We start from the raw sequence: 21,755 nt of genomic DNA on the forward strand, positions 1-21,755 counted from the left end.
TCTTTCTATTTGGTCGTGACAAATCGTTGGGCTGAATGACGAAAAGAAAGAGGGGTCTTGCCAAAAAATATTGACCACTTTGACGTTAACTGGGTATTTAAATTTTTGCCGTATTGTAATGGATGTTAAAGCGAAAACCTGAGATCTAGCTAGCAAGTGATACAAAGAAAAGCATCATAACTGGTACCAATAAACTCAAAATAAAGCCGCTAACGATAGCAACAGGAACACAACGCACACCACCGGTAGTTTGAATAACGGGTAGGGTGAAGTCCATTGCTGTTGCACCGGCATAACCAATTGCGGTGCACGGATAGCTACGAATAAAGAGAGGAATGGCAACCAGTGCGACTAACTCTCTCATCAATTCAATCAAGAACGACGCGCCACCAAATACCGGACCAAAAGCGTCACCCATTAAAATACCTGCGAGTGAATACCAGCCAAAACCTGAAGCCATTGCGAGTGCTTGATAAAGAGGAAGATCCAAAAGCACCGCTGCAAGAACGCCACCAAGCATACATGTTGCGATGACAACAGCCGCAATGGCCATTCCTTGTTTATTTAATAGGATTTGACGCAGAGTAAGTCCACTATTGCGCAGCTGAATACCAATAAAAAATAGAAGTAGAAAGAGTATCCATTCGCTTGCTGTATCTACCCAACTCAAATCAATGGGTAACAGCAGGCCAACCACTAACCCTCCGCCAACGACCACAATAAGCTTAACAGACTCTAAAGCCATCGAAGATAACGGTAGCTTCTTTTGATTCTGATTGGTCTGGAGTGGAATAATTTTATCAATAATAGGCAGAGCCAACAGGTTGCAGGCACTTAGACACAAAAAAAACGTACTCGCATAGAGGAGAATACTTTGTAAGTTGCTGCTTAAATTATCGAGCGCCGCCAAACTAAGACCCATCAACGACAAAATGACGTAAATAAGGTAGGACGTTGACTGATTGATCTTCTCCAATAACGAAGATCGAGATATAGGAATTAGATACCCCACCACAAGCGGAGCGAAAATAAATAGCATCCCTGAAAACATAAAGCTCAATGATTCCTTTTTGAGATAACATCAACACGCATAAATCAAATTATCTATCGGTTGAAATTAGAGATATTTCACCACACACAGCTCAGCCTTGAGCGAATCGTTTTATCACGTATAAGGTATTATCAGAAAGCGATAAATTACAAACCGCTAGCATTGAGTACAGCACGGATTTGATCATTGAAGTCAGTATCACTCATGTTACTAAGTTCATACAAGACTTCTGCACCAGTTAAGTTGAATTCAACTTCGTGTTCGTCAATGCGTTCATCGTGATTGCGAAACATCAATAAATGATGCGCAATTCTAGCGATGTCGAGATAACTCACTTCTGGTCGCGTTAATTCGTATTTTTCGTTTGAGGATACTTCTCTGAAGTCGTTGTCAAATCCCCAACGCTCAAGCACTAGTTTACTTGTGGCAGAACAACGTGTTTGGAAGATTTGCAATGCAATATCTGGGTCTAAGTAATTGCCCCTATCTAAGTACAAGTGGTACTCATTAATTAGGCAAAATAACCCAATATCGGCTAATAGACCGACCAATAACGCCTTTTCTTGCTCTAGATGACCATAAGTGCCTGGCTCGTGGCTACGAAACGATTGAACCAACATCACCATGACGGCACCGAGCTCACGCGATATCGCTGCACTCTTCACCAAGATGGCATTGCATTCTTTAGTGAGATTAACTGAGTGTTTAAGTTGCTCGATCGCTTGTGCGGTAACAATATCACGTACACGAAGTATTCCGAGACGAGATACCGCTGTAGTTAAGTCGTTGCAGGTGATATTTCTGCGATTGAAAATCACAGAGTTAGCGACTCGTAAAACGACCGCTGCTAATCCGGGATCTTCCAATAAACAGTTAGCAACATCGGCAATCGTGGTGTGTTCTTCGACACATAACTGCTGAATTTTAAGCACGACATCAGGAATAGGAGGTAACGAAATCTTACCCGTGGCGATGGACTGTTCTACCAGCTGAGCAAACTCGGATTCCAGTGCGTTTATAAGCTTATCTTTATTATTTGGCAGCCAAAAAAATGATAAATGTTCCATTGTGACGCTGTACTTGAGATCTTTCGTACAGTGTACCCTTACAGCGTATTCTTTATCAATTAAATGCGTATTATGTGCCCGTAATTGCCAGCGAGATCATAATGATGGCGTGTTTTAGGCATGCTATGCGTCAAAAAAATATCACCACACAAACAATAAGTGTGAAACTAATCACGTATGCGGAATTTATACTTTTTTATATGTGACCTATGTCCTAACTTATTTTTCAACGTTAAGTATGATTAAGCAAGTTGGTGAGCACAACTCACAAAAATATCGCCAACAAATCGACATTTATAATTCGCTATAAGCTGCTGTTTATCTGGTGACATCGCTAATCGGGGTAATTTATTCAGATTAAAGAGGTCAATGGACATGACAGACCAAGCTTTTTTTAAATATGTACGCACCTTCAGTGAGTACCAAAAACGTTCTATGTTCGGTGGTATTGGTTTATTCACCGATGATGCTATGTTTGCGCTTGTCAGCAATGATTGCTGCTACTTACGTGGTGGTAATGGGCTAGATGAAGTGTTTACTCAACTGAGCTGTGAGAAGTATAAGCACGTCAAAAAACAGACGACGGCAACCGTAAATTATTATGATGTAACCGATTTATTCGAATCCGGATATGTAGGGCTTGATGAACTGGTACAGAAATCAATTGAATACTCAATTAAGGAACGGAAATATCAAAAGTCCTCTGCCAGTAGACGCTTAAGAGACTTACCCAACATGCAACTAACCCTTGAACGTATGGTCAAGAAAGCCGGTGTTGATGACGTAGAAACCTTTTTAGAACTTGGACCTGTAAAAGTCTTCAACAAAGTTAAAACGGCTTACGGTAATGATGTTGATGTAAAGCTACTGTGGAAATTTGCTGGTGCAACTGATGGCGTACATTGGAAACTGATCCAAGAGCCGCGTAAAAAACAGTTATTGGCACTGTGTGACTAAGCGAAGCTGATCGCACAATGATTGACTCGTTTCGATGGAGTTAGCGGGTCGTAAAGGCAAGTGTGAAAAGCGGAAAAAGGACGTTGAAGTTTTTTACCACTTCATTGAGTTAGTCATTAAATTAGACAAAAAAACCGAGGCAGAGACCTCGGTTTTTGTTTTTTTAATTTGCTCTTTTCTTATAGCACAAATCTTAAAACTTAAAACGCGTAGTGAACATTACCTGATCACCGTAAAAATCGTTGATACGTGCTTCAGCACCCAAAGAGAAAAGCTCTGTTGAGTGGAATCGAGCGTAGGCAGAGCCAGTCCAATCGTCATCGTTATCGATAGAAACGTAGCCGACTTTGCCGCCTACTTCTAATTGAGGGCCCAACCATTGGCGAACACCTAAGTTAAGCTCCATACCAACATCTGTGCTGCTCTCATTCGAAGGTTGCACAACGCGCATTAGCATTTCACCAGTAAGATCTGCCCAGTTGTTTAGCGGAGAATGGAAGCCAAAGCCTGCAGCTGAGTCAAAATCACTTTCAAACTCAGAGTCAATACGAGCAATAACATGCGCGTTCGGGTGAATTGATTTGCTGAATCCAGCACCAAATGTCACAGGACTTGCGCCAATACGTGCTTCGAAATAGTCGTAGCTAAAGTTGCTCATAGTTGCTGGCGCATTGCGATCGTTTGCAGCTAGGGCATGGCTTGATGCCACTAGTAAGGCAGCGGCTAATAGTGTTTTACGCATAACTAACGATAAACCTTGTTCATTATTTCCATGGATTCAAGCAACCACTTGAACCGTAATCTGATTTGTCCGACATCATAATAAAAAGGAAGGTCCACGACCAACAAAAATGTGTCGATGTTTTGTCAATTAACTTAATAGTTCCTTGGTTTAAGCAAAAACTACGCCATATACGTAGTGTCCGAGAATTTCACTCGGACAAGTAACGATGTTTTTCTAACCTCATTCGACTATGCGAGGTTAGGTGGTGCAATGAGCATCGTTGAGTTCAAGTTAGAACCAAACACTTTATTACTCGCCAAAGCTTGCTCTTCTTTCTGCCATGGCGTTGAGGATTGCCTCAGAATCAAGGATTTGAGTCCAGGATAGCAGGTTATCATCATTCTCAATCACAAACGCGGTAAGCTGAGACACGATTGCTTTTCTCAATGCTTCACCTTTCCAAGGTTTGGCAATGTAATAATCGAGACTCGCGTTATTTACGGCTTCTACGGTGTCTTCCAAACCAGCTTGTCCTGTGAGTAAAACTTTGCGCGCTGCTTTTGTGTCACCATTTTGACTGAGTTCGATTAAGAAGCTGATCCCAGTTTGTTCCGGCATAATGTGGTCACATAAAATGAGCGCAAGCTGAACTTCTTCTTCCGCCATCTCCTCAATCACTTGCCGAGCTTCAGTCACCGATTCCGCTCCTTCGACGACAAAGTTCTCCTCGAAGGGAGCAAGATCTTGGAGCACGCTATCCAAGACTTCTCGTTCGTCATCGACACATAAAATTAGATACTTGGTCATGTTTCATCTCCTTCTTCGATGACTGGTAACCAGACGGTCATTCGTGTGAACTGGCCGATCTCTGATTCGACGTCAATCCACCCTCTGTGTGCTGTTACGATTTGCTGGCAGATGGACAGCCCGATGCCTAAGCCAAAATTACCTTCTTTTTTTGTGGTGAAGTTCAGCTCGAAAATGGCGTCTCTTTGCGATTCAGGAATGCCACATCCATTATCTTCAAATGAGATAACGGCATAATGTGTGTGCTCTTTTTCTATAAGGCGTGTTTGTATGTTTAACACACCTTTCTCTGGAAATGCGTCAATGGCGTTAGAGACCAAGTTCGTCCACACCTGTTGGAGTGCGATCGGTTGACAAAGGATGGAAGGCAAGTTTGCATAGTCGGTTGAAACTTGGTGCATTTTTAATTTGTTCTCGAAAATCACCAAGGTGTCTTCAATGCCCTCATGAATATCGGCATAGTGCAGGGTCTCATCATCTGACCGAGCATATCCTTTCAGGCTTTTTACCATATCAGCAATTCGTGCTGCACAGACATTAATTGAGCGAAGTGTAGAACCTGCTTTGTGGTATTGCTCTAGTGTATTGAGAGCATGATAAGACGCTTTCTGCTTTCTCGTTAGTTGGGTAAGTAGCTCTTGATCGGACTCTAATCCAAGGCTCACCACTTTTTTTGCCAATGCTCGGTCTGGAAGAGTATGGCTAAGCGCTTTTACGCGTGATCTGAGCTCGGCGGTTGAAGCGGGTTTTGAGATTTGCGCTTTGCTCAGTAATTCAATGCCTTTGCTTTGTATATCGGAACTGGGCGCATCGTTAAGTAATCGTTCTAGTGTATGCGTTAAATTCTCTACGCCCCTTAATATCGCGGCTACTGGATTGTTTAGTTCGTGGGCCACTCCCGCAACCAATTGACCAAGCATCGCCATTTTTTCTCTTTCAATGAGCTGCTGGTGGGCTGATTCTAAAGATTCGAGCGTTTTTTGAAGTTGCAGTTTGGTGTTGATGCTTCTTTGCAATCGGCGGTTGAAGTGGCGTAAGAGCAAGTTTGTAAAAAGAGGCAGTAAGTTTGAGTCGCTTTGCATCACTTTATTGAATACGTTGCGATCGAGTTTGATAACTTCTGTTTTGGTTAGTGTTAGAGCTGTCGAGAAAGAACATTCCCCAGTAACAAACGACATGCCTCCGACAATATTCCCTTTGTTATGGCGTACAACCTCTCGCTGCATGCCTTGCTCATCGCGCTTGTACAGAGCCACTTCACCTTCGGTGATAAACCACAAAAAGCAATTTGGCTCGCCTTCCACGGTTAATAAGTGTTCAGGTGAGTATGTACGGCACGCTCTTGTTTCGTCATTATCTTTGAAAAATTGCTGGAGAGCGGAGATCACTTGCTCGGCTAACTCGGCATCAGACATCGAGTGGTAGTCGTGTAAGAATCCGGCTTGATAATGGCTCATCTGGTTATTGATGTGCGCTCGCAACAAGCTGTGATGATCCAATATCTGACTGTAACTTAGCAGGTCTTCTTTGCCATTTCGCAAGATAAATTGGGTCAGCTCTTTTTGCACTGTGTTAAATAAGACGTGATCTGGCAAAGGTTTAGTGAGGCAGTGGTCGAGCCTGCCCTCATTAACGGCAGTGAGAATTGCCTCTATATCAGACGAGCAGCTAATAAGAATTTTTCTTGCTTGCTCGGTATGTGGCATCCGGTCTAAACCAATAAGAAAATCCACGCCGTTAAAATGAGCGTGATGGCTCGCTATAACTAAAGCAACAGTCTGTTCTCTTTCTTCTAGATACTCTAAAGCGCTTTGAGCCTCTTCTATCGATTCGACAGAAAAAATATCAAACTTACTTGAGAAGGCAGACAGCTCCAATCGAAACTGTTCAGCACTGATTGGGTTGTTGTCGAGACACAACACAGCATAACGATTCACAGATGTTTTAGCTCCGGTTAAAACTTCGCCACGCAAACTTTAACAATAAAAGGACATGATGAGTGGGAGCCAAGTATGATTCCTGATTAATGGACTAGAATAAGCATCAATAGTCTGATTTGTCTCAATGTTTTCTCCGCAGGTGGTTTGGGGTAGACTGACCGAAAATATCTAATAAGTGACGTTATGCAAAATCTTAAAAAAATCGGCGCCATTGGTGGTGCTATCTCATTAGCACTGTGTTGGCCATTGGCTGTCGGACAAATTGGTCAGTCCATCATTGAAGATGGTATTACCAATATGAATGATGAAATGATTAAAGGCGAAGTGGTCGAGTATCAGCGTGGCTATTTGTCTTCAGTCGTGCTGACTCGTTATTCAGTTGTTGATCCTGAGCTTAAAACGCAGTTAGAGCGTGATGGTATGCCAACGACGTTTGACGTAACCAGTGATGTTAGCCACGGTCTAACAAGCCTAACAGCAGATTCAAAATTGGTGGACAATGACTTTTTGCCTCTCACGATGCATAGCCAGACTCAACTAAATGGCAATACAGCATTTATCCTCGACCTAGACAGTTGGCATTATCGTAACGAAGCGCAAGGTGTTTCTGTTTCTACAAGCCCTGCAAAAGTAACAGGTGATGTGACGGTATTGGGTGATCTCAATTACCAAGTTTCTGTTCCTTCTGTTCAAGTGGATTTTGAAAACGGTGAAGAGCTTCATCTGAATGCATTGACAGGGCAAGGTAAAGGAAAGCAAGCAAAAGGCTACTGGTTAGGCGAGCAGTCTTTCTCTCTAGAGAAGCTAGATGTGGTTGATGCGAACTTAACGCCTGTCTTTTTGATTGAAAATGCGAGCTACCGTGGTAACACTACGATGAGTGAGTCTGGTGATAAGCTGAACAGTCAATTAAACCTAGATGCTAAGAAACTACGTTTAACTGATGGGACGGATGTCGATAACTTTAAGTTGGATTTCTCAATTGCAGATGTGGATAGCCAGTCTTTTGATCAAATTATGTCTATCTATCAAAGCTCTCCTATGCTAGATGAACAGGAAATTGCGAATTTATTGCCGCATGTCGATACGCTGTTTAGCAAAGGTTTTGATTTATCCGTGAACGAGCTTTCACTCGCGTTCGGTGACGGCAAGTTCCACAATGAGTGGCAACTATCCATCCCTGAAGGTACTGAGCATATTTCTCAAGATCCAATGAAGTTGGTGACGGCCACTGCTGGTGAACTTAGCACTTACTTCTCTGATGAATTAGTAACGCATTACCCATTTATTCAAGAAGGGATTGATGAGCTCCTTATTATGGAGTTGATCGAAAAAGTAGAGGGCGGTTATCAATTAAAAGCAGAAATTGGTGAAGGCAAATTGAAGTTCGAAAATGGGCATGAGTTCCCATTGGTGGCTCTACTTATGCCTGCTTTGATGCAACAACAGTAATTCGTGTTGTTGCGAATTTGTTCCAATTCAACGCTTAGTCTTTAAAAAGAGGTCGTAAGACCTCTTTTCTTGTTTTTATCACTGCGAAAACGTGATATTAATTTCGTAATATTTACATAGCAGGAGCAATGAGCATCATGGAACAAAATACGGACAACGTATTTAACTTCAGTGCAGGGCCAGCAGGTCTGCCTAAAGCAGTTATGCAGCAAGCACAACAGGAACTAATCGATTGGCAAGGCCTTGGTACTTCGGTCATGGAAATCAGCCACCGAAGCAAAGAGTTCATCAAAGTTGCAGAAGAAGCCGAGCAGGATTTACGTGATCTTCTGAATATTCCGGACAACTATAAAGTACTGTTCTGCCAAGGTGGTGCTCGTGCTCAGTTTGCTGCTGTTCCTCTAAACTTACTTGGTGATGCCGATACGGCAACTTACATCGATGGTGGTTATTGGGCTGAAAGCGCGGTAGCTGAAGCGAAAAAATACTGCGAACCAGACGTGTTTGATGCAAAAACAGAAATCAACGGGAAAGTCGCGGTTCTACCTGCAAGTGAATGGAAAATTGCTCCAGAAGCGGCTTACGTTCACTTCTGTCCAAATGAGACCATTGATGGTATTGAGATTAACGATCTTCCTATCACCGACAAACCGATTGTTGCTGACATGTCTTCGACAATTCTTTCTCGTGAAATTGATGTGTCGAAATACGGTGTGATTTACGCGGGCGCTCAGAAAAATATTGGTCCTTCCGGCATTGCTATTGCTATCGTGCGCGATGATTTATTAGGTATGGCGAAGCAGGTACTACCAAGTATTTTGGATTACACTGTTTTGGCAGAAAAAGAATCAATGTTCAACACGCCACCAACCTTTGCATGGTACCTGTCTGGTCTTGTTTTCAAATGGCTGAAGGCACAGGGCGGAGTAAAAGCGATTGAGCAAGTGAACCGCGCTAAAGCCGCGCTACTGTATGATTACATCGATCAGTCTGATTTCTACCGTAATGGCGTGCACTCAGCAAACCGTTCTTTGATGAACGTGCCATTTCAACTTGCTAAGCCTGAACTGGATGCAACCTTCCTTGAGCTAGCAGACTCTAAAGGGCTGAAAGCGCTAAAAGGTCACCGAGCAGTTGGTGGTATGCGAGCATCCATTTATAACGCAATGCCGCTTGAAGGCGTTCAAGCGTTAGTAGACTTCATGCAAGAGTTTGAGAAAAACTACGCGTAAGCTCAAACTGATAACTGATAGTTGTTCTCCAAAGCGTCGCTATTGCGGCGCTTTTGTTTATCTCAACTCACATCATTCCAGGAAGGTAAAATGACCAAGGCAAATATTGAAGCGCTGACTAAGCAGTTCCCACTCTTGGCAGCACTTATTGATCTTGAAGAGGTTTGTTGGTTCAACCCCTATACCACTTCCTTGGAGGAAGGTTTACCTCATGTCGGGTTAGATGAAGAAGATATTCAAGCGGCGAGTGAACGGCTAGCACGATTTGCGCCTTATTTGATGAAGGCGTTTCCCGAAACGGAAACGTCGCGTGGCATTATTGAGTCCCCAGTGGTGGATATTCCCAATATGAAAGTGCGTTTGGAGCAGCAATACGACACACCAATATTGGGCCATTTAATGCTCAAAAAAGACAGTCATTTGCCAATTTCTGGTTCGATCAAAGCGAGAGGTGGTATTTATGAAGTGCTCACTCATGCAGAAAAGTTGGCGTTTGAAGCCGGCTTGCTCTGTGAAAGCGATGATTACAGCAAATTGTTCAGCAATGAGTTTCGGCAGTTTTTTAAGCAGTACAGTATTGCAGTTGGCTCAACCGGCAATCTTGGTATGTCCATCGGTATCATGAGTGCGAAGCTGGGTTTTTCAGTTTCAGTCCACATGTCTGCGGATGCGCGGGAATGGAAGAAAAATAAGCTCCGGTCACATGGTGTTAATGTCGTAGAGCACCAGGAAGATTATGGTATTGCTGTCGCGCAAGGTCGTAAAGAGGCAGAAAAAGATCCCAACTGTTTCTTTATCGATGATGAAAACTCACGAACGCTGTTTCTAGGTTACTCTGTTGCGGGTGAGCGTCTTAAGCAGCAATTTGATGACTTGGGAATCGTGGTTGATGAGCATCATCCATTGTTTGTTTATCTTCCTTGTGGTGTTGGCGGTGGACCTGGTGGGGTGGCATTTGGCTTGAAGGTAGCATTTGGCGAGCATGTCCACTGTATTTTCGCAGAGCCAACGCACTCACCGTGCATGCTGTTGGGCGTACATACAGGCTTGCATGACGATATTTCGGTACAAGATTTGGGTATCGATAACATCACCGCCGCTGATGGTTTGGCAGTCGGGCGTGCCTCGGGATTTGTCGGAAGAGCGATGGAAAGGCTACTTGATGGTTTTTACACCATTGATGACGCTCGTATGTATCACCACTTGGGTCAGTTAAGTGAACTGGAAGGTATTAATCTAGAGCCTTCTGCATTAGCCGGTATGATTGGTGCAGTGCACGTCTCGAATAACCATGCTTACCAGTCTCGAATGAAATTTGACGAAGAAAAACTCAAAAACGCAACACATCTTGTTTGGGCAACAGGTGGGGGCATGGTTCCGAAAGATGAAATGGCGGCTTATCTCAAAAAATCTGGTCGGTAAATCAGCACTGTATACGTGCTTAATTAGGTAACTAATAATACAGGAATAACAAAAGGGCTCATCGTTTGATGAGCCCTTCTCGTCACTGAAAATCGAATTATAGAGATTGTAATAGCTGGTAGTAACGACCTTTTTGAGCGAGTAGCGTTGGATGGTCGCCTTGTTCGATGATCTCACCTTGTTCCATCAAACAGATGCTATCCATACTTTCTAGCTCTATCAGTCGGTGTGTAATGAATACTACTGTCTTATTAGCAAAGTGTTCATTGAAAAGCGCCATCACTTTTTGTTCCGTACGCTTATCGAGGCCTTCAGTCGGTTCATCTAAGAGTAGGATTGGGGCATCACGTAGCAATGCTCGAGCAATACCGATTCGACGTTTCTCACCACCAGATAACTGACGACCGCCGTCGCCTAACCAAGCGTCTAACCCCGGCTCTTCAAGAAGCCCGCCAAGCTCGACTTTTTGTAAAATAGTAGACAGTTGCTCATCACTTGCATCCGGAGCGGCCATGAGTAAGTTGTCACGTAGTGTCCCGTTTAGTACATCTACGCGTTGACTGACCACAGTCATTGCTGATCGCAGGTCCGACTCGCTCCAATCTTGCAGTTTTGTACCACCGATTCGAACTTCACCTTGGTTAACATCCCAGTAGCGGCAAAGAAGCTGAATCAGTGTTGATTTACCTGAACCTGTTTGACCTACAATTGCAGTTTTAGTGCCCAACGGTAGTGAGAGTGACAAGTCTTTCAGCACCTTTTGCTGACCGTCAGGGTAAGTAAAATCTATGTTGTCGAATTCAATGTCTAACGTTGTGTCTTTATGTTTCGACTGCTCAGGGAAGACAACGTCAGGTTCAGCCAAAATTACTTCATTTAAACGACGAGCAGAGGTCAACGTTTGACCGAGATACTGGAATGCGCCTGCGATAGGCATCAGAATCTCAAAGCTCGCCATGGTTGCAAACGCAAACAGCGCAATCCAAGGATCAGGAGCACGACCACCTACGCCGTCTGCAGCAAACCAAAGCATCACAACCAGTGTAATGCCGTTCACCAGCATAAGCAGGCCTGAAGCCATGCCCGTTAAGTTCGCGTTCACAAATTGGTTAGACAGCAACTGCTTCTGCTTCTCTAGAATGAGATTACGATAACGTTCTTCTGCTCCAAAGATACTCAGTTCGCTGTAGCCTTGAAGCCAGTCCAGTGTCGCCACTCGCAATTGCGCTTTATGATGAGTGAGATTCTCGCCATTATTTTTACCCAGTTTATAGAACAGCACTGGCCATACAAACAACATGACGGTAAGAATCGAGCCAAGCAGTAGGGCGAGATGCCAATCAAAGAACGCCAGGACAGCCGTTAAACTCAATATGCCAAAAATACCAATCACGACAGGGCTGATAAGTCGAAGGTATACGTGATCCATCGCATCTACGTCCGCTACTAAGCGGTTGAGCAGATCGGCATCACGCATCGTAGAAACACGACCCGGAATCAGTGGTGCAAGTTTCTTAAAGAAGAAGATACGTAGATCGGTAAGCAGCTTGAACGTTGCATTGTGGCTAACGACACGTTCTCCCCATCGACCTGCGGTTCGAGCCATTGCAGCGCCGCGTACCCCGGCACCTGGTAACATGTAGTTGAAGGTCTCACGAGCAACCGTCAAGCCTGCCACCGCTGCGGCTGAAATAAACCAACCTGATAGCGTTAATAAGCCAATAGACGCCGCTAAGGTCAGAAATGCCAGTAGCATACCTAGCGAAAGACCAAACCAGTGTTTTTTATAGAGTTTTAGATAAGGGAGTAAATCACGCATCTAAGTTCCCCTTGTCTGTTTCACGTTGTGCGAGGTTCGCTTCCAACATGTCTTTAAATAAGCCATCTTCTGTCGACAGTGTGGCGTAATCACCACGTTGAACAATCTGGCCGTCCTGCATAACAAGAATTTGCGATACGTTTTGTAAAGGCGCAAGTTGGTGAGTAATCATCAAATTCGTTGTGGCATGCGCATACTTGTTAATGCCTTCCATCACGAGTTTTTCACTGCGAGCATCTAAGCTTGCGGTTGGTTCATCTAATAACCAAAAACGACCATTTTGTAGCATGGCGCGAGCCAGTGCTAAACGCTGCGCTTGGCCGACAGATAAACCACCAGAACGATCAGATATCGGATAATCCAACCCATGCATTTCAACAAATTCAGCAGCGTGAGAGTCATTCAACACAGAATGTACGTCTGCATCCTGAATATTGTGCTTACCTAGTGTGATGTTATCTCGAATGCTACCGTGTAATAGCATCGGGTTTTGACCAATCCAGCTTACTGCCTCTCGCCATGTGGCTAGATCCAGTTGCGACAATTCACAACCATTAATCTTCAAGCTACCTTGATAAGGCATGAAACCGAGGATGGTGTTTACCAAGCTTGTTTTACCTGCGCCACTTGGTCCAACTAAAGCCGTACTTTTGTTGGCTTCAAGAGAGAAGGATAGGGGACCTGCGAGCTGCTTACCTTCCGGACTAAAAATGGTTAACTGGTCCGCTTCAATATGGATAGGGCTGTTTTTATCTAACGCTTGGGTACCATCTTTGATTTGATCGACTTCCAAATCCAGAAACTCGACAATGCTTTCTGCTGCCCCAACCGCTTGCTGTTTCGCATGATAGAACGTGCCCAAATCACGTAATGGCTGATAAAACTCTGGAGCAAGAATCAGAATGAACAAACCAGCAAAGAGCGTAACACCTGTGCCGTAGTAGCCGAAGTCCAGCTCCCCGATATAACTAAAGCCAAAGTAGACAGCGGTAATTGCGATAGAAATGGAAGTGAAAAACTCTAACACCGCAGAAGACAGAAACGCGATTTTCAGAACGTCCATGGTACGAGTACGAAAGACTTCTGAAGCACCCTTTAGCGTCTCAGTTTCAGATTTTGTTCTATCGAATAAGCGAATGGTTGTCATTGCTTGCAAGCGGTCATAAAAGTGACCCGACAAACGCTGCATCGCTTTAAAGTTTTTACGGTTTGCTTCTGCGGCTTTCATCCCAACCAGTGCCATGAAAATAGGCACTAGTGGTGCAGTGACCAGGAAGATCAAGCCTGCTGCCCAGTTTACTGGGAATACGACAACCAAAATGATGAAAGGCACTAGTACCGATAATGACATTTGAGGCAAGTAGCGTGAGAAGAAATCTTGCATATCTTCTACTTGCTCTAAGATGAGCGTTGCCCAACTGCCAGCAGGTTTGCCTTTGATGTAAGCTGGCCCAAGTTTATGAACTTTATCTAAAATGAGTTGGCGAATATAAACTCGAATTTGCTCCCCGCAACGGTAACCGGCAAGCTCTCGACCCCAGGTACAAGCAGCTCGACCGATAACCGTGCCACCGAGCCCAACAAAATGCCAAATGAGGTCGGCTTTGTCGACTTGGTCAATGATTAACTGGTGCAGAATGGAGGCGAGCAGGGCTGCTTGAGCCAATAAAAACACGCTTGAAAGTACGCCTAGGCCTATCGCAATCATAAGCCAGCGCTTGGCTAACTTACTTTGTTGCTTCAGCCACTTATTCAAGCTGCTTTGCTTTTTCTTATCCATCGTGAAGGCTTAATGATAATTGTTTTAATGAGGCGGTAGTATACAAAAGAAAACCCAGCGGGAATACCGCTGGGCTTTAAGGATATGACACAAATGTGAAAAGTTATTTGTCACCAAGTGAGTCTAAGAAACGTTCAGCATCTAATGCAGCCATACAACCTGTACCTGCAGAGGTGATCGCTTGACGGTAGTTGTGGTCCATTACGTCGCCAGCTGCAAATACACCTTCGATACTAGTTTGTGTTGCGTTGCCTTCAAGACCTGATTGAACGATGATGTAGCCATCTTTCATGTCTACTTGGCCTTCAAAGATTTGTGTGTTTGGCTGGTGGCCAATTGCGATGAATGCACCCATTACATCGATATCTTCTGTCGCACCGCTGTTCACGTCTTTAATGCGGACGCCCGTTACGCCCATATCGTCACCCAGTACTTCATCGAGAGTGCGATCGGTATGAAGAACGATATTACCGCTTTCAACTTTATCCATCAGACGTTTCACAAGGATCTTCTCTGCGCGGAATGAATCGCGGCGGTGGATCAGGTGAACTTCTGACGCAATGTTAGATAGGTATAGCGCTTCTTCAACAGCCGTGTTACCACCGCCCACAACTGCAACTTTCTGATTACGGTAGAAGAAACCGTCACAGGTTGCACAAGCAGAAACGCCGCGACCTTTAAATGCTTCTTCAGACTCAAGGCCAAGGTATTTTGCTGATGCGCCGGTAGATATGATTAAGGCATCACAAGTGTACTCACCTGAGTCGCCTTTTAAACGAAATGGGCGTTGTGATAGCTCTACTTCATTGATGTGATCAAATACGATTTCAGTTTCAAAACGCTCGGCGTGTTCTTTCATGCGATCCATCAATGCTGGACCTGTCAGTCCCTCAGCATCGCCTGGCCAGTTTTCAACTTCAGTTGTGGTGGTTAGCTGACCACCTTGTTGCATTCCCGTCACAAGCACAGGGTTTAAGTTTGCACGCGCTGCGTAGACGGCAGCTGTGTATCCTGCAGGACCAGAACCAAGAATTAATAATTTACAGTGTTTTACGTCGCTCATTATGGCTCCAAAAAGGGCGTAACATTTCCCTCGATTGTATGGAAATTCTTAGTGCTTTAAAAGCATAAACAACGATTGTGATCGAATAATTGGTTATAGATTAGAACCCACTAAATATTGATTGAGAACGTTGACTTCTAGCATAAAATTCTATTCGTAGTAGAGAAGTCTAGTTTCAAATATTGTCAAAGCGTAAAACTGAAACATGGCTCTGTTTTTGTGGTTTGGTTTGGTTTGTTATGTTGTTTTCGTCGTTTTGTTGAAGCTATCAACGTTAAAAGCTGGTAATTGCAGAATATTTGCGTAACCTAGTGTGTAAATTAAATGTTAATTAATGTGCCTCATTAAAGGAGCAAATGATGTTACATTCACGTGAGAATACTCTACATTTAACACAGCTCAGCATGGCAGCAATTGAGCAGCTTTCCCCATCGTTTGAAGAACTGCCTCGTACCGAACATGCAGATGGTCAGTATCGACTACGACGTTATTCTGTGGTTGGCTTTGATAACGGCAAAGTCATCGACTTAAATAAAAATAGCTTTGTTCAATCCTCTGATATCAACCGATTTCAAGGTGATGTAGTAAGACAATTCGAGCCAATTGAGAAGGATATTCTTACCAGCGATGGATTTCGAGAAATGTGTGAATTGTTTGTCAATGCGAATCATCTGCCAAACGGTCAAGAAATAGAAATTCACCAAATCCGTATCAGGGCACTGGAAGAAGAAACCCAAGTAGCACCTGAAGGTGTGCACCAAGACGGTTTTGATCATATTGCAATGGTTGGTGTGGGACGCCATAACATCATCGGTGGCGACATCATGCTGTACAGCAGCCATAACCAAGCCCCATTTTTCCGTAAAGTGCTAGAAACCGGAGAGGTCGCAATCTTGGCTGATAGCAAGCTGTGGCATAACGCGTGCCCAATCCGCTCTGTTATTGATGACGAAGCGGGCCATATGGATGTATTTGTACTTACTGCTACGGATAAGCGTAATGAACTTCAATCTTAATCAGATCAGAGAGCAATTTCCGGCGTTGGCTCAATACCACAACGACAAGCCCGTGACGTTTTTTGATGGTCCAGGTGGCTCACAAGTGCCTCAACCAGTACTAGACAGCATGGTTGGGTATTTAGGTCGTTTCAACGCTAACTTAGGCGGGCATTATTTTTCTAGCCAAGTGACCGTTGACGTAATGCAAAATGCGCGTGAGTCGGCTCAGGCTCTACTTAATGCCCCTTCATCTGGCAATATTGTCTTCGGTGCCAATATGACCTCACTAACCTTTCAGCTTAGTCGCGCGATTAGTCGAGATTGGCAAGCAGGAGATGAGATCATTGTCTCCGCTTTGGATCACTATTCAAATGTATCCAGCTGGCAGCAAGCGGCAGAAGATAAAGGCGTTACGGTTCATCAAGTTCGTATCAACGAAGAAGATTGTACGCTTGATATGGAGCATTTAAGCCGCCTTCTTTCTGATAAAACGCGCCTTGTCGCTGTGACTTATGCATCGAACACGACGGGCTCTATTGTGGATGTACAGCAAGTAGTCAGCATGGCGCACAATGTTGGGGCACAAGTTTATGTGGATGCCGTCCATTATGCGCCTCATCATTTGGTTGATGTTCAAGCGTTAGGTTGTGACTTTTTAGCTTGCTCAGCTTACAAGTTTTTCGGACCACACGTTGGTATTGCTTACATAGCCGATCAGTGGCTCCACAGTATTCGCCCTTACAAAGTCGAGCCTGCCACTAATATAGGCCCTGGTCGATTTGAAACAGGAACGCAAAGTTTTGAAGGTCTTGCTGGTGTCGTTTCTGCGGTTGAGTATCTGGCTCAATTTGGTGAAGTCGGTTTACCTCTTCGCCAACGATTGGAGCAAAGCTACCAACTGTATGAACAACATGAGCAGCGCTTGAGTGAGCGTTTCTTGCAGCGTTTGAATGCATTAGATGGTGTCAATCTATTCGGTATCGCAAAGGAAGATAGCCAACTCCGCACGCCAACTTTTGCGCTAACGTTTGACCGATATTCTCCAGAGTTCATCGCGAAAACACTGGGTGAACATAACATTTGTGTATGGAATGGTCACTTTTATGCGTTGGGCTTAGTTCGTCAACTTGGTTTAGAAGAATCGGGTGGTGTAGTGCGAATTGGTTGTATGCATTACAACACAATAGAAGAAGTCGATATGTTATTCGATGTGCTAGAAAGCATCCTTGACGCATAACTAACGATTTCTTCCTAATAGAAAAACAAAAGCTCGAGTCAAACTCGAGCTTTTTTCATTTTTATTTGAATCAACGCGTTCTGCAAGCGATTACTCACTAACTTCAACTTCATAGGAAGTGAATTTTCTTACATTAATAACGCCGGTATCAAAGATGAGGTATTGACCTTTGATGCCTTGCAAAGTGCCAGTAACAACCGGGTTTTTATCGAAGTTATGCGAAGTGATCTTCGTTGGGTGCTGTTGTACCGGGTAGCTAAGGTCGGTAATGCTTTCGTTTAATACTTCAATGGCATCTTCGCCGAATTGCTGTTTTATCTCGGCAATTTTCTCTTCGACTAAAGGCAATAGCTCAGCAAAACGGTCCTGCAATGCCATAGGTTCACCGTCACCTTTTAGCAGTGTGCGCCAATTGGTCTTGTCTGCGATATGTTTCGCCAGTTCAACTTCAATTAAACCGGAGATATGGCGAGTTTTTACTTTAAAAATTGGCAAGCCCTGAGTCGCGCCTTGGTCAATCCAACGAGTCGGGATTTGAGTATGACGAGTAATACCAACTTTTAAGCTGGATGTGTTGGACAGGTAGACAAAGTGATCCACCATGCAATTCTCTTCACCCCATTGTGGTTCGCGACAAGTCCCTTGATCGTAGTGGCAGGTCTCTGGCTTCATGATACACATGTCGCAGCTTGCTAGCTTTTTCATGCATACAAAACAGTGGCCTTGCGAATAACTCTTTTTCGTTTTCTTTCCACATGAGCAACAAAAAATATTGCCAGTGTGAGTCAGTGTGAGCGTTTTACCCAGAAACGGAGTTAAGTCGATTTCTTCCTCACCGACAGGAAGACGGTAATTGACGGCACCGTCCAGAGAAGCACGCATTTTGTTTAGCGTGCCAGTTGCAATTAATGACATGACATTACTCATTATTGTGTTTTTGCACAGTATATACTGAAGTGGAGAAGAGATGCAGGGTTGACAGGAGCTTTAAAGTAAATGTCTTTCACTAAATTATTATGCATCGTGTTTTATTTTCTAAAAATTATGGCTGTGAAATGCTTCGCAAATAGAAGTTGGGCTGCACTTTTTAGAAATTTTAAAACGTGATAACGGTTCAAAATCCGTTACTATGTGTCGAAACTAAGAATTGAATGAAAAAGCGATTTTATTTCTTGATAAATTACCTTGATTTCATTTTTTGAAATTATTGAACCCCACGTATTGTATAATCTCAGCAGGTCACTTGCCCATGAAGTGGATCCATAACTTTATCTTTGCTCTTTCTATTTGCACTATCAGTTTGGTTGCCCTTTATAGTGTGCTTGGCGATACGCGAAAGCTGACCATTACACCTGAGCATTTCAATATCTATGCAACTAAAGATGCCAGTGAAGGAGGTGTGAGTGAGGCTGATATCACATACGATCGGCAAAGCCTAGTTCTTAGCTGTGAACTAAAGCAGAGCTCGTATGCTTGGCCTTATTGCGGAATCTCGGTTTATACCGATTCAGCAACGCCAACACAGGGTATTGACCTTTCCAACTACCATACGATTCGATTGAAGGTGCGATATGAAGAGGCAGGAATAGGGGCTAACCCTAGCCACGACCTACGTTTGTATCTTCGCAATTATAATTCTGAGTATTCCAAGCCGGACGACGAGTACACCATTAAATATAATGGCATGCAGTTTTCTCCGTCGGGTTCGATCGATATTGTCGAAATTCCGATTAAAAATCTTCAGGTGATGACCTGGTGGTTAGTAGATAACGGAGTCGCGATTGAACACTCCGCACCTGAATTTTCAAACATCACACGTATTGATATTGCAACTGGGTCTGGTGCGGCACTTGGTAAACATAGAATTGTGATTGATAAAATTGAGTTTGAAGGCGCTTACCTTGCGCAAGAAACATTGTTGTATGCATTATTAATCTCTTGGATGGCGCTTGGACTGGCTTTTTCTCTGCATGAGTTACGAAAAAATAGAGTGGCTTATGAAAAAGCGCAAAAGCGTCACCGTCATTTGGAAAAGGTGAATAATACTTTGCGAGCTCAAAACTATGAGTTTGCAGAGTTAGCGCATCGAGATGCTTTGACGGGCGCGATGAACCGATATGCTGTGCAACACTGGCTGGAACAACAATCTCGTCAGGTTCGCTGGGGGCATAACACCTTCAGTATTCTCTATTTGGACTTGGATAAGTTTAAAAAGGTGAACGACAAGTTTGGGCACCAAATGGGGGATGACATATTGCGCGAATTTGTCATGGTGGTAGCGACTTCTATTTACTCAGACGATCGACTCGTTCGTTGGGGCGGCGAAGAGTTTGTCGTATTTTGCCCTGATACCAATATTGAACAAGCGTTAGAGAAGGCAGAAATGATTCGCAAAAATGTGGAGGATCATTTGTGGGTGCACGGTGAATCATTAACTTGCAGTATTGGCGTTGCCCAAATGCAGAATGAACGCGTCTCAGAAACCATGGCGAGAGCTGACGAAGTGTTGTATCAGGCGAAGCGCAATGGTCGCAACCGAGTGGAAGCTCATTATGGTTTACTTGCTTGCGAAAAGAAGCAAGCCTGATAGCCGTTCACTTAAAGGAAAGAAAAAAGGTGGCCAACTGGCCACCAAGAGGGAAACTGCTGAACACCACTTAGGGGGGAAGTTTGGGTTATCGATACGATTACCGTGAGCAGCAGTGTAGTGCTAATCGAACTTGCTATTTTTACCAGAACAACCAAGCGAAAAGCGTTAGTGCAGCAATACAGGCAATGTTTAATACGAAACCAATTCGCATCATTTCTTTTTGCTTGATATGACCCGTACCGAACACAATCGCGTTTGGAGGTGTTGCAACTGGTAACATAAATGCACAAGATGCAGCGACGGCAATCAGTGCAGAAAGAATAACCGGAGACATGCCTAAGGCTTCTGCAATGGTCGCAAATACAGGGACAAGTAGTGCAGCACTGGCGGTGTTACTCGCAAACTCAGTTAAGAAGACAACAAAAGCAACCACTGCAAGAATCGTTAAGAGAATACCAGCTTGCTCAAGAAAGCCTGACAAGCTATGAGCCAAAAATACGCTTGTTCCGGTTGCTTTTAGGACGTTACTCAAACAGATACCACCACCAAATAGGATTAACACACCCCAGTCGGTTGTTTTCTCGATATCTTTCCACTCGACGGCGCGAGAAGCACCAAGTAGAAGGATGGCGCCAATAGCTACAAGAGTATCGAACTTCGCGAAGCCACCCAGCATAGCGTTAATAGGCTTACTGAATATCCACAACGTCACGGTCAGTAAGAAAATCGCTAACGTAATCATTTTGCCGTTTGTCCATTCGACTGGTTGATGGTCAAGGTCAAACTTGTGGCTAAGGTCAGGCTTAGTCATCGTGTACAATACGAGGATAGCGATTGGCATTAATACTAGGGAAATAGGTACACCAAACTTCATCCATTCAGTGAAGCTTAGGCCAACTTCAGCGGCTGCAATTGCGTTTGGTGGGCTACCAACCAGTGTTGCAATACCACCAATTGAAGCACTGTAAGCGATACCGAGTAGAACAAACAAAAAGGTGTTGTGGTTTTTCTTGGCGTCTAGCTTTGTCATCACACCCAGCACAAGCGGTAACATCATCGCGGCGGTGGCGGTGTTTGAAATCCACATTGACAGGCCAGCACTCACACCAAATAGCATGAATACAGCGACAGACATTTTTCCTCTTGCCAGCAATAGTACTTTATCTGCAATAGCTTGATCTAACTTTTGTTTATGTAGAGCCGCAGCTAGTGCAAAACCACCCAAAAATAGAAAAATGATGGAGTTGGAAAAGTTATTCAGTGCGGTTTGAGTGTTGAACACACCCAAAAATACCGCAAGTAGTGGTATGAGCAGCGCGGTAATGCTGACGTGAATCGCTTCGGTTAGCCACAGAATAGCAACAAAAACTAAGATGCTCAGGCCGGTTACTACTTGTGGTTCAAAGGGTAAGGTATTAAACAAGATAATGAACAATAGGATATTCGCGTTCAAAATCATGCTGTTGCGAGTGAAGAACCAATTCTTCAATGTCACAGCGAGTGCGGTCATGGGTAGTGCTCCTTTTGCATTGCCTTTTGTCGGTTTTTTTATGGCAAAGTAACTGACTTGTAGTTATTTATTGATGAAATGTTACTTTGAATGCGAAAAAGAGTTT

Annotated in this window: 17 protein-coding genes; 7 read left to right on the forward strand and 10 right to left on the reverse strand. The window is 43.9% G+C overall.

Going from position 1 to position 21,755, the window contains the following annotated elements; translation table 11 throughout:
- Nucleotides 1–145: 145 nt before the first annotated feature.
- Nucleotides 146–1,051, reverse strand: a complete 906-nt coding sequence (locus tag R7F67_RS11450) for a lysine exporter LysO family protein (protein WP_005378011.1) — start codon at nt 1,049–1,051, stop codon at nt 146–148.
- Nucleotides 1,052–1,197: 146 nt separating this feature from the next.
- Nucleotides 1,198–2,118: an HDOD domain-containing protein gene (locus R7F67_RS11455; protein ID WP_005378009.1), complete on the reverse strand. Its 921-nt coding sequence runs from the start codon at nt 2,116–2,118 to the stop codon at nt 1,198–1,200.
- A gap of 369 nt (nt 2,119–2,487) precedes the next feature.
- On the opposite strand from R7F67_RS11455, the gene R7F67_RS11460 reads away from it, so the two are divergent.
- Entirely contained in the window at nt 2,488–3,075 is a 588-nt protein-coding gene (locus R7F67_RS11460; protein ID WP_005378007.1) for a TfoX/Sxy family DNA transformation protein, read from the forward strand.
- Between the two features lie 193 nt (nt 3,076–3,268).
- Here R7F67_RS11460 and R7F67_RS11465 read toward each other — a convergent pair whose 3' ends face one another.
- The 3 genes from R7F67_RS11465 to R7F67_RS11475 form a co-directional block, all read right to left on the reverse strand.
- The gene (locus R7F67_RS11465) at nt 3,269–3,817 is read right to left on the reverse strand and encodes a hypothetical protein (protein WP_005378006.1); all 549 of its coding nucleotides are present in this window, start codon (nt 3,815–3,817) and stop codon (nt 3,269–3,271) included.
- 291 nt (nt 3,818–4,108) lie between these two features.
- Nucleotides 4,109–4,606: a response regulator gene (locus R7F67_RS11470; protein ID WP_005378005.1), complete on the reverse strand. Its 498-nt coding sequence runs from the start codon at nt 4,604–4,606 to the stop codon at nt 4,109–4,111.
- Complete coding sequence (locus R7F67_RS11475; RefSeq protein WP_031778988.1) at nt 4,603–6,543, reverse strand: ATP-binding protein; 1,941 nt, start codon at nt 6,541–6,543, stop codon at nt 4,603–4,605. Before R7F67_RS11475 ends, R7F67_RS11470 begins: the two co-directional genes overlap by 4 nt.
- A 186-nt stretch (nt 6,544–6,729) precedes the next feature.
- On the opposite strand from R7F67_RS11475, the gene R7F67_RS11480 reads away from it, so the two are divergent.
- The 3 genes from R7F67_RS11480 (at nt 6,730) to R7F67_RS11490 (ending at nt 10,652) form a co-directional block, all read left to right on the forward strand.
- The gene (locus R7F67_RS11480; protein WP_318057190.1) at nt 6,730–7,998 is read left to right on the forward strand and encodes a DUF945 family protein; all 1,269 of its coding nucleotides are present in this window, start codon (nt 6,730–6,732) and stop codon (nt 7,996–7,998) included.
- A 137-nt stretch (nt 7,999–8,135) separates the two neighbouring features.
- Nucleotides 8,136–9,230, forward strand: a complete 1,095-nt coding sequence (serC, locus tag R7F67_RS11485; RefSeq protein WP_005378000.1) for a 3-phosphoserine/phosphohydroxythreonine transaminase — start codon at nt 8,136–8,138, stop codon at nt 9,228–9,230.
- A gap of 90 nt (nt 9,231–9,320) precedes the next feature.
- Nucleotides 9,321–10,652 (forward strand): D-serine ammonia-lyase, encoded by a 1,332-nt coding sequence (locus tag R7F67_RS11490; protein WP_005377999.1) that lies wholly within the window; start codon nt 9,321–9,323, stop codon nt 10,650–10,652.
- 97 nt (nt 10,653–10,749) lie between these two features.
- Here R7F67_RS11490 and cydC read toward each other — a convergent pair whose 3' ends face one another.
- The 3 genes from cydC to trxB form a co-directional block, all read right to left on the reverse strand.
- The gene (gene cydC, locus R7F67_RS11495) at nt 10,750–12,471 is read right to left on the reverse strand and encodes a heme ABC transporter ATP-binding protein/permease CydC (RefSeq protein ID WP_005377996.1); all 1,722 of its coding nucleotides are present in this window, start codon (nt 12,469–12,471) and stop codon (nt 10,750–10,752) included.
- Nucleotides 12,464–14,251 carry a heme ABC transporter permease/ATP-binding protein CydD gene (gene cydD, locus R7F67_RS11500; protein ID WP_005377993.1) on the reverse strand — a complete coding sequence of 596 codons (1,788 nt, stop codon included), beginning with the start codon at nt 14,249–14,251 and terminating at the stop codon, nt 12,464–12,466. The genes cydC and cydD overlap by 8 nt, the downstream gene beginning before the upstream one ends.
- 103 nt (nt 14,252–14,354) lie before the next feature.
- On the reverse strand, nt 14,355–15,314 hold the full coding sequence (trxB, locus tag R7F67_RS11505) for a thioredoxin-disulfide reductase (protein WP_005377991.1): 960 nt from the start codon (nt 15,312–15,314) through the stop codon (nt 14,355–14,357).
- Between the two features lie 359 nt (nt 15,315–15,673).
- On the opposite strand from trxB, the gene R7F67_RS11510 reads away from it, so the two are divergent.
- Both R7F67_RS11510 and R7F67_RS11515 read left to right on the forward strand, forming a co-directional pair.
- Nucleotides 15,674–16,330, forward strand: a complete 657-nt coding sequence (locus tag R7F67_RS11510; RefSeq protein WP_005377989.1) for a 2OG-Fe dioxygenase family protein — start codon at nt 15,674–15,676, stop codon at nt 16,328–16,330.
- A complete protein-coding gene (locus R7F67_RS11515; RefSeq protein WP_005377986.1) occupies nt 16,314–17,549 on the forward strand; it encodes a cysteine desulfurase-like protein in 1,236 nt (411 codons plus the stop codon). The genes R7F67_RS11510 and R7F67_RS11515 overlap by 17 nt, the downstream gene beginning before the upstream one ends.
- Before the next feature lie 90 nt (nt 17,550–17,639).
- On the opposite strand, the gene R7F67_RS11520 is transcribed toward R7F67_RS11515, so the two are convergent.
- Nucleotides 17,640–18,464: a DUF2797 domain-containing protein gene (locus R7F67_RS11520; protein WP_005377984.1), complete on the reverse strand. Its 825-nt coding sequence runs from the start codon at nt 18,462–18,464 to the stop codon at nt 17,640–17,642.
- A gap of 334 nt (nt 18,465–18,798) precedes the next feature.
- On the opposite strand from R7F67_RS11520, the gene R7F67_RS11525 reads away from it, so the two are divergent.
- The gene (locus tag R7F67_RS11525; protein ID WP_258475415.1) at nt 18,799–20,136 is read left to right on the forward strand and encodes a GGDEF domain-containing protein; all 1,338 of its coding nucleotides are present in this window, start codon (nt 18,799–18,801) and stop codon (nt 20,134–20,136) included.
- 142 nt (nt 20,137–20,278) lie between these two features.
- Here R7F67_RS11525 and R7F67_RS11530 read toward each other — a convergent pair whose 3' ends face one another.
- Complete coding sequence (locus R7F67_RS11530; RefSeq protein ID WP_005377981.1) at nt 20,279–21,649, reverse strand: SLC13 family permease; 1,371 nt, start codon at nt 21,647–21,649, stop codon at nt 20,279–20,281.
- Nucleotides 21,650–21,755: the final 106 nt, after the last annotated feature.

Source organism: Vibrio sp. YT-17 (assembly GCF_033337375.1).
Taxonomy (GTDB): Bacteria; Pseudomonadota; Gammaproteobacteria; order Enterobacterales; family Vibrionaceae; genus Vibrio; species Vibrio alginolyticus.

Excerpts from the sequence above, each read along its gene's own strand:
- R7F67_RS11450 (WP_005378011.1), bottom strand. The coding sequence starts at position 1,051 with ATGTTTTCAGGGATGCTATTTATTTTCGCTCCGCTTGTGGTGGGGTAT.
- R7F67_RS11455 (WP_005378009.1), bottom strand. The coding sequence starts at position 2,118 with ATGGAACATTTATCATTTTTTTGGCTGCCAAATAATAAAGATAAGCTT.
- R7F67_RS11460 (WP_005378007.1), top strand. The coding sequence starts at position 2,488 with ATGGACATGACAGACCAAGCTTTTTTTAAATATGTACGCACCTTCAGT.
- R7F67_RS11465 (WP_005378006.1), bottom strand. The coding sequence starts at position 3,817 with ATGCGTAAAACACTATTAGCCGCTGCCTTACTAGTGGCATCAAGCCAT.
- R7F67_RS11470 (WP_005378005.1), bottom strand. The coding sequence starts at position 4,606 with ATGACCAAGTATCTAATTTTATGTGTCGATGACGAACGAGAAGTCTTG.
- R7F67_RS11480 (WP_318057190.1), top strand. The coding sequence starts at position 6,730 with ATGCAAAATCTTAAAAAAATCGGCGCCATTGGTGGTGCTATCTCATTA.
- serC (WP_005378000.1), top strand. The coding sequence starts at position 8,136 with ATGGAACAAAATACGGACAACGTATTTAACTTCAGTGCAGGGCCAGCA.
- R7F67_RS11490 (WP_005377999.1), top strand. The coding sequence starts at position 9,321 with ATGACCAAGGCAAATATTGAAGCGCTGACTAAGCAGTTCCCACTCTTG.
- cydC (WP_005377996.1), bottom strand. The coding sequence starts at position 12,471 with ATGCGTGATTTACTCCCTTATCTAAAACTCTATAAAAAACACTGGTTT.
- cydD (WP_005377993.1), bottom strand. The coding sequence starts at position 14,251 with ATGGATAAGAAAAAGCAAAGCAGCTTGAATAAGTGGCTGAAGCAACAA.
- trxB (WP_005377991.1), bottom strand. The coding sequence starts at position 15,314 with ATGAGCGACGTAAAACACTGTAAATTATTAATTCTTGGTTCTGGTCCT.
- R7F67_RS11510 (WP_005377989.1), top strand. The coding sequence starts at position 15,674 with ATGTTACATTCACGTGAGAATACTCTACATTTAACACAGCTCAGCATG.
- R7F67_RS11515 (WP_005377986.1), top strand. The coding sequence starts at position 16,314 with ATGAACTTCAATCTTAATCAGATCAGAGAGCAATTTCCGGCGTTGGCT.
- R7F67_RS11520 (WP_005377984.1), bottom strand. The coding sequence starts at position 18,464 with ATGTCATTAATTGCAACTGGCACGCTAAACAAAATGCGTGCTTCTCTG.
- R7F67_RS11525 (WP_258475415.1), top strand. The coding sequence starts at position 18,799 with ATGAAGTGGATCCATAACTTTATCTTTGCTCTTTCTATTTGCACTATC.
- R7F67_RS11530 (WP_005377981.1), bottom strand. The coding sequence starts at position 21,649 with ATGACCGCACTCGCTGTGACATTGAAGAATTGGTTCTTCACTCGCAAC.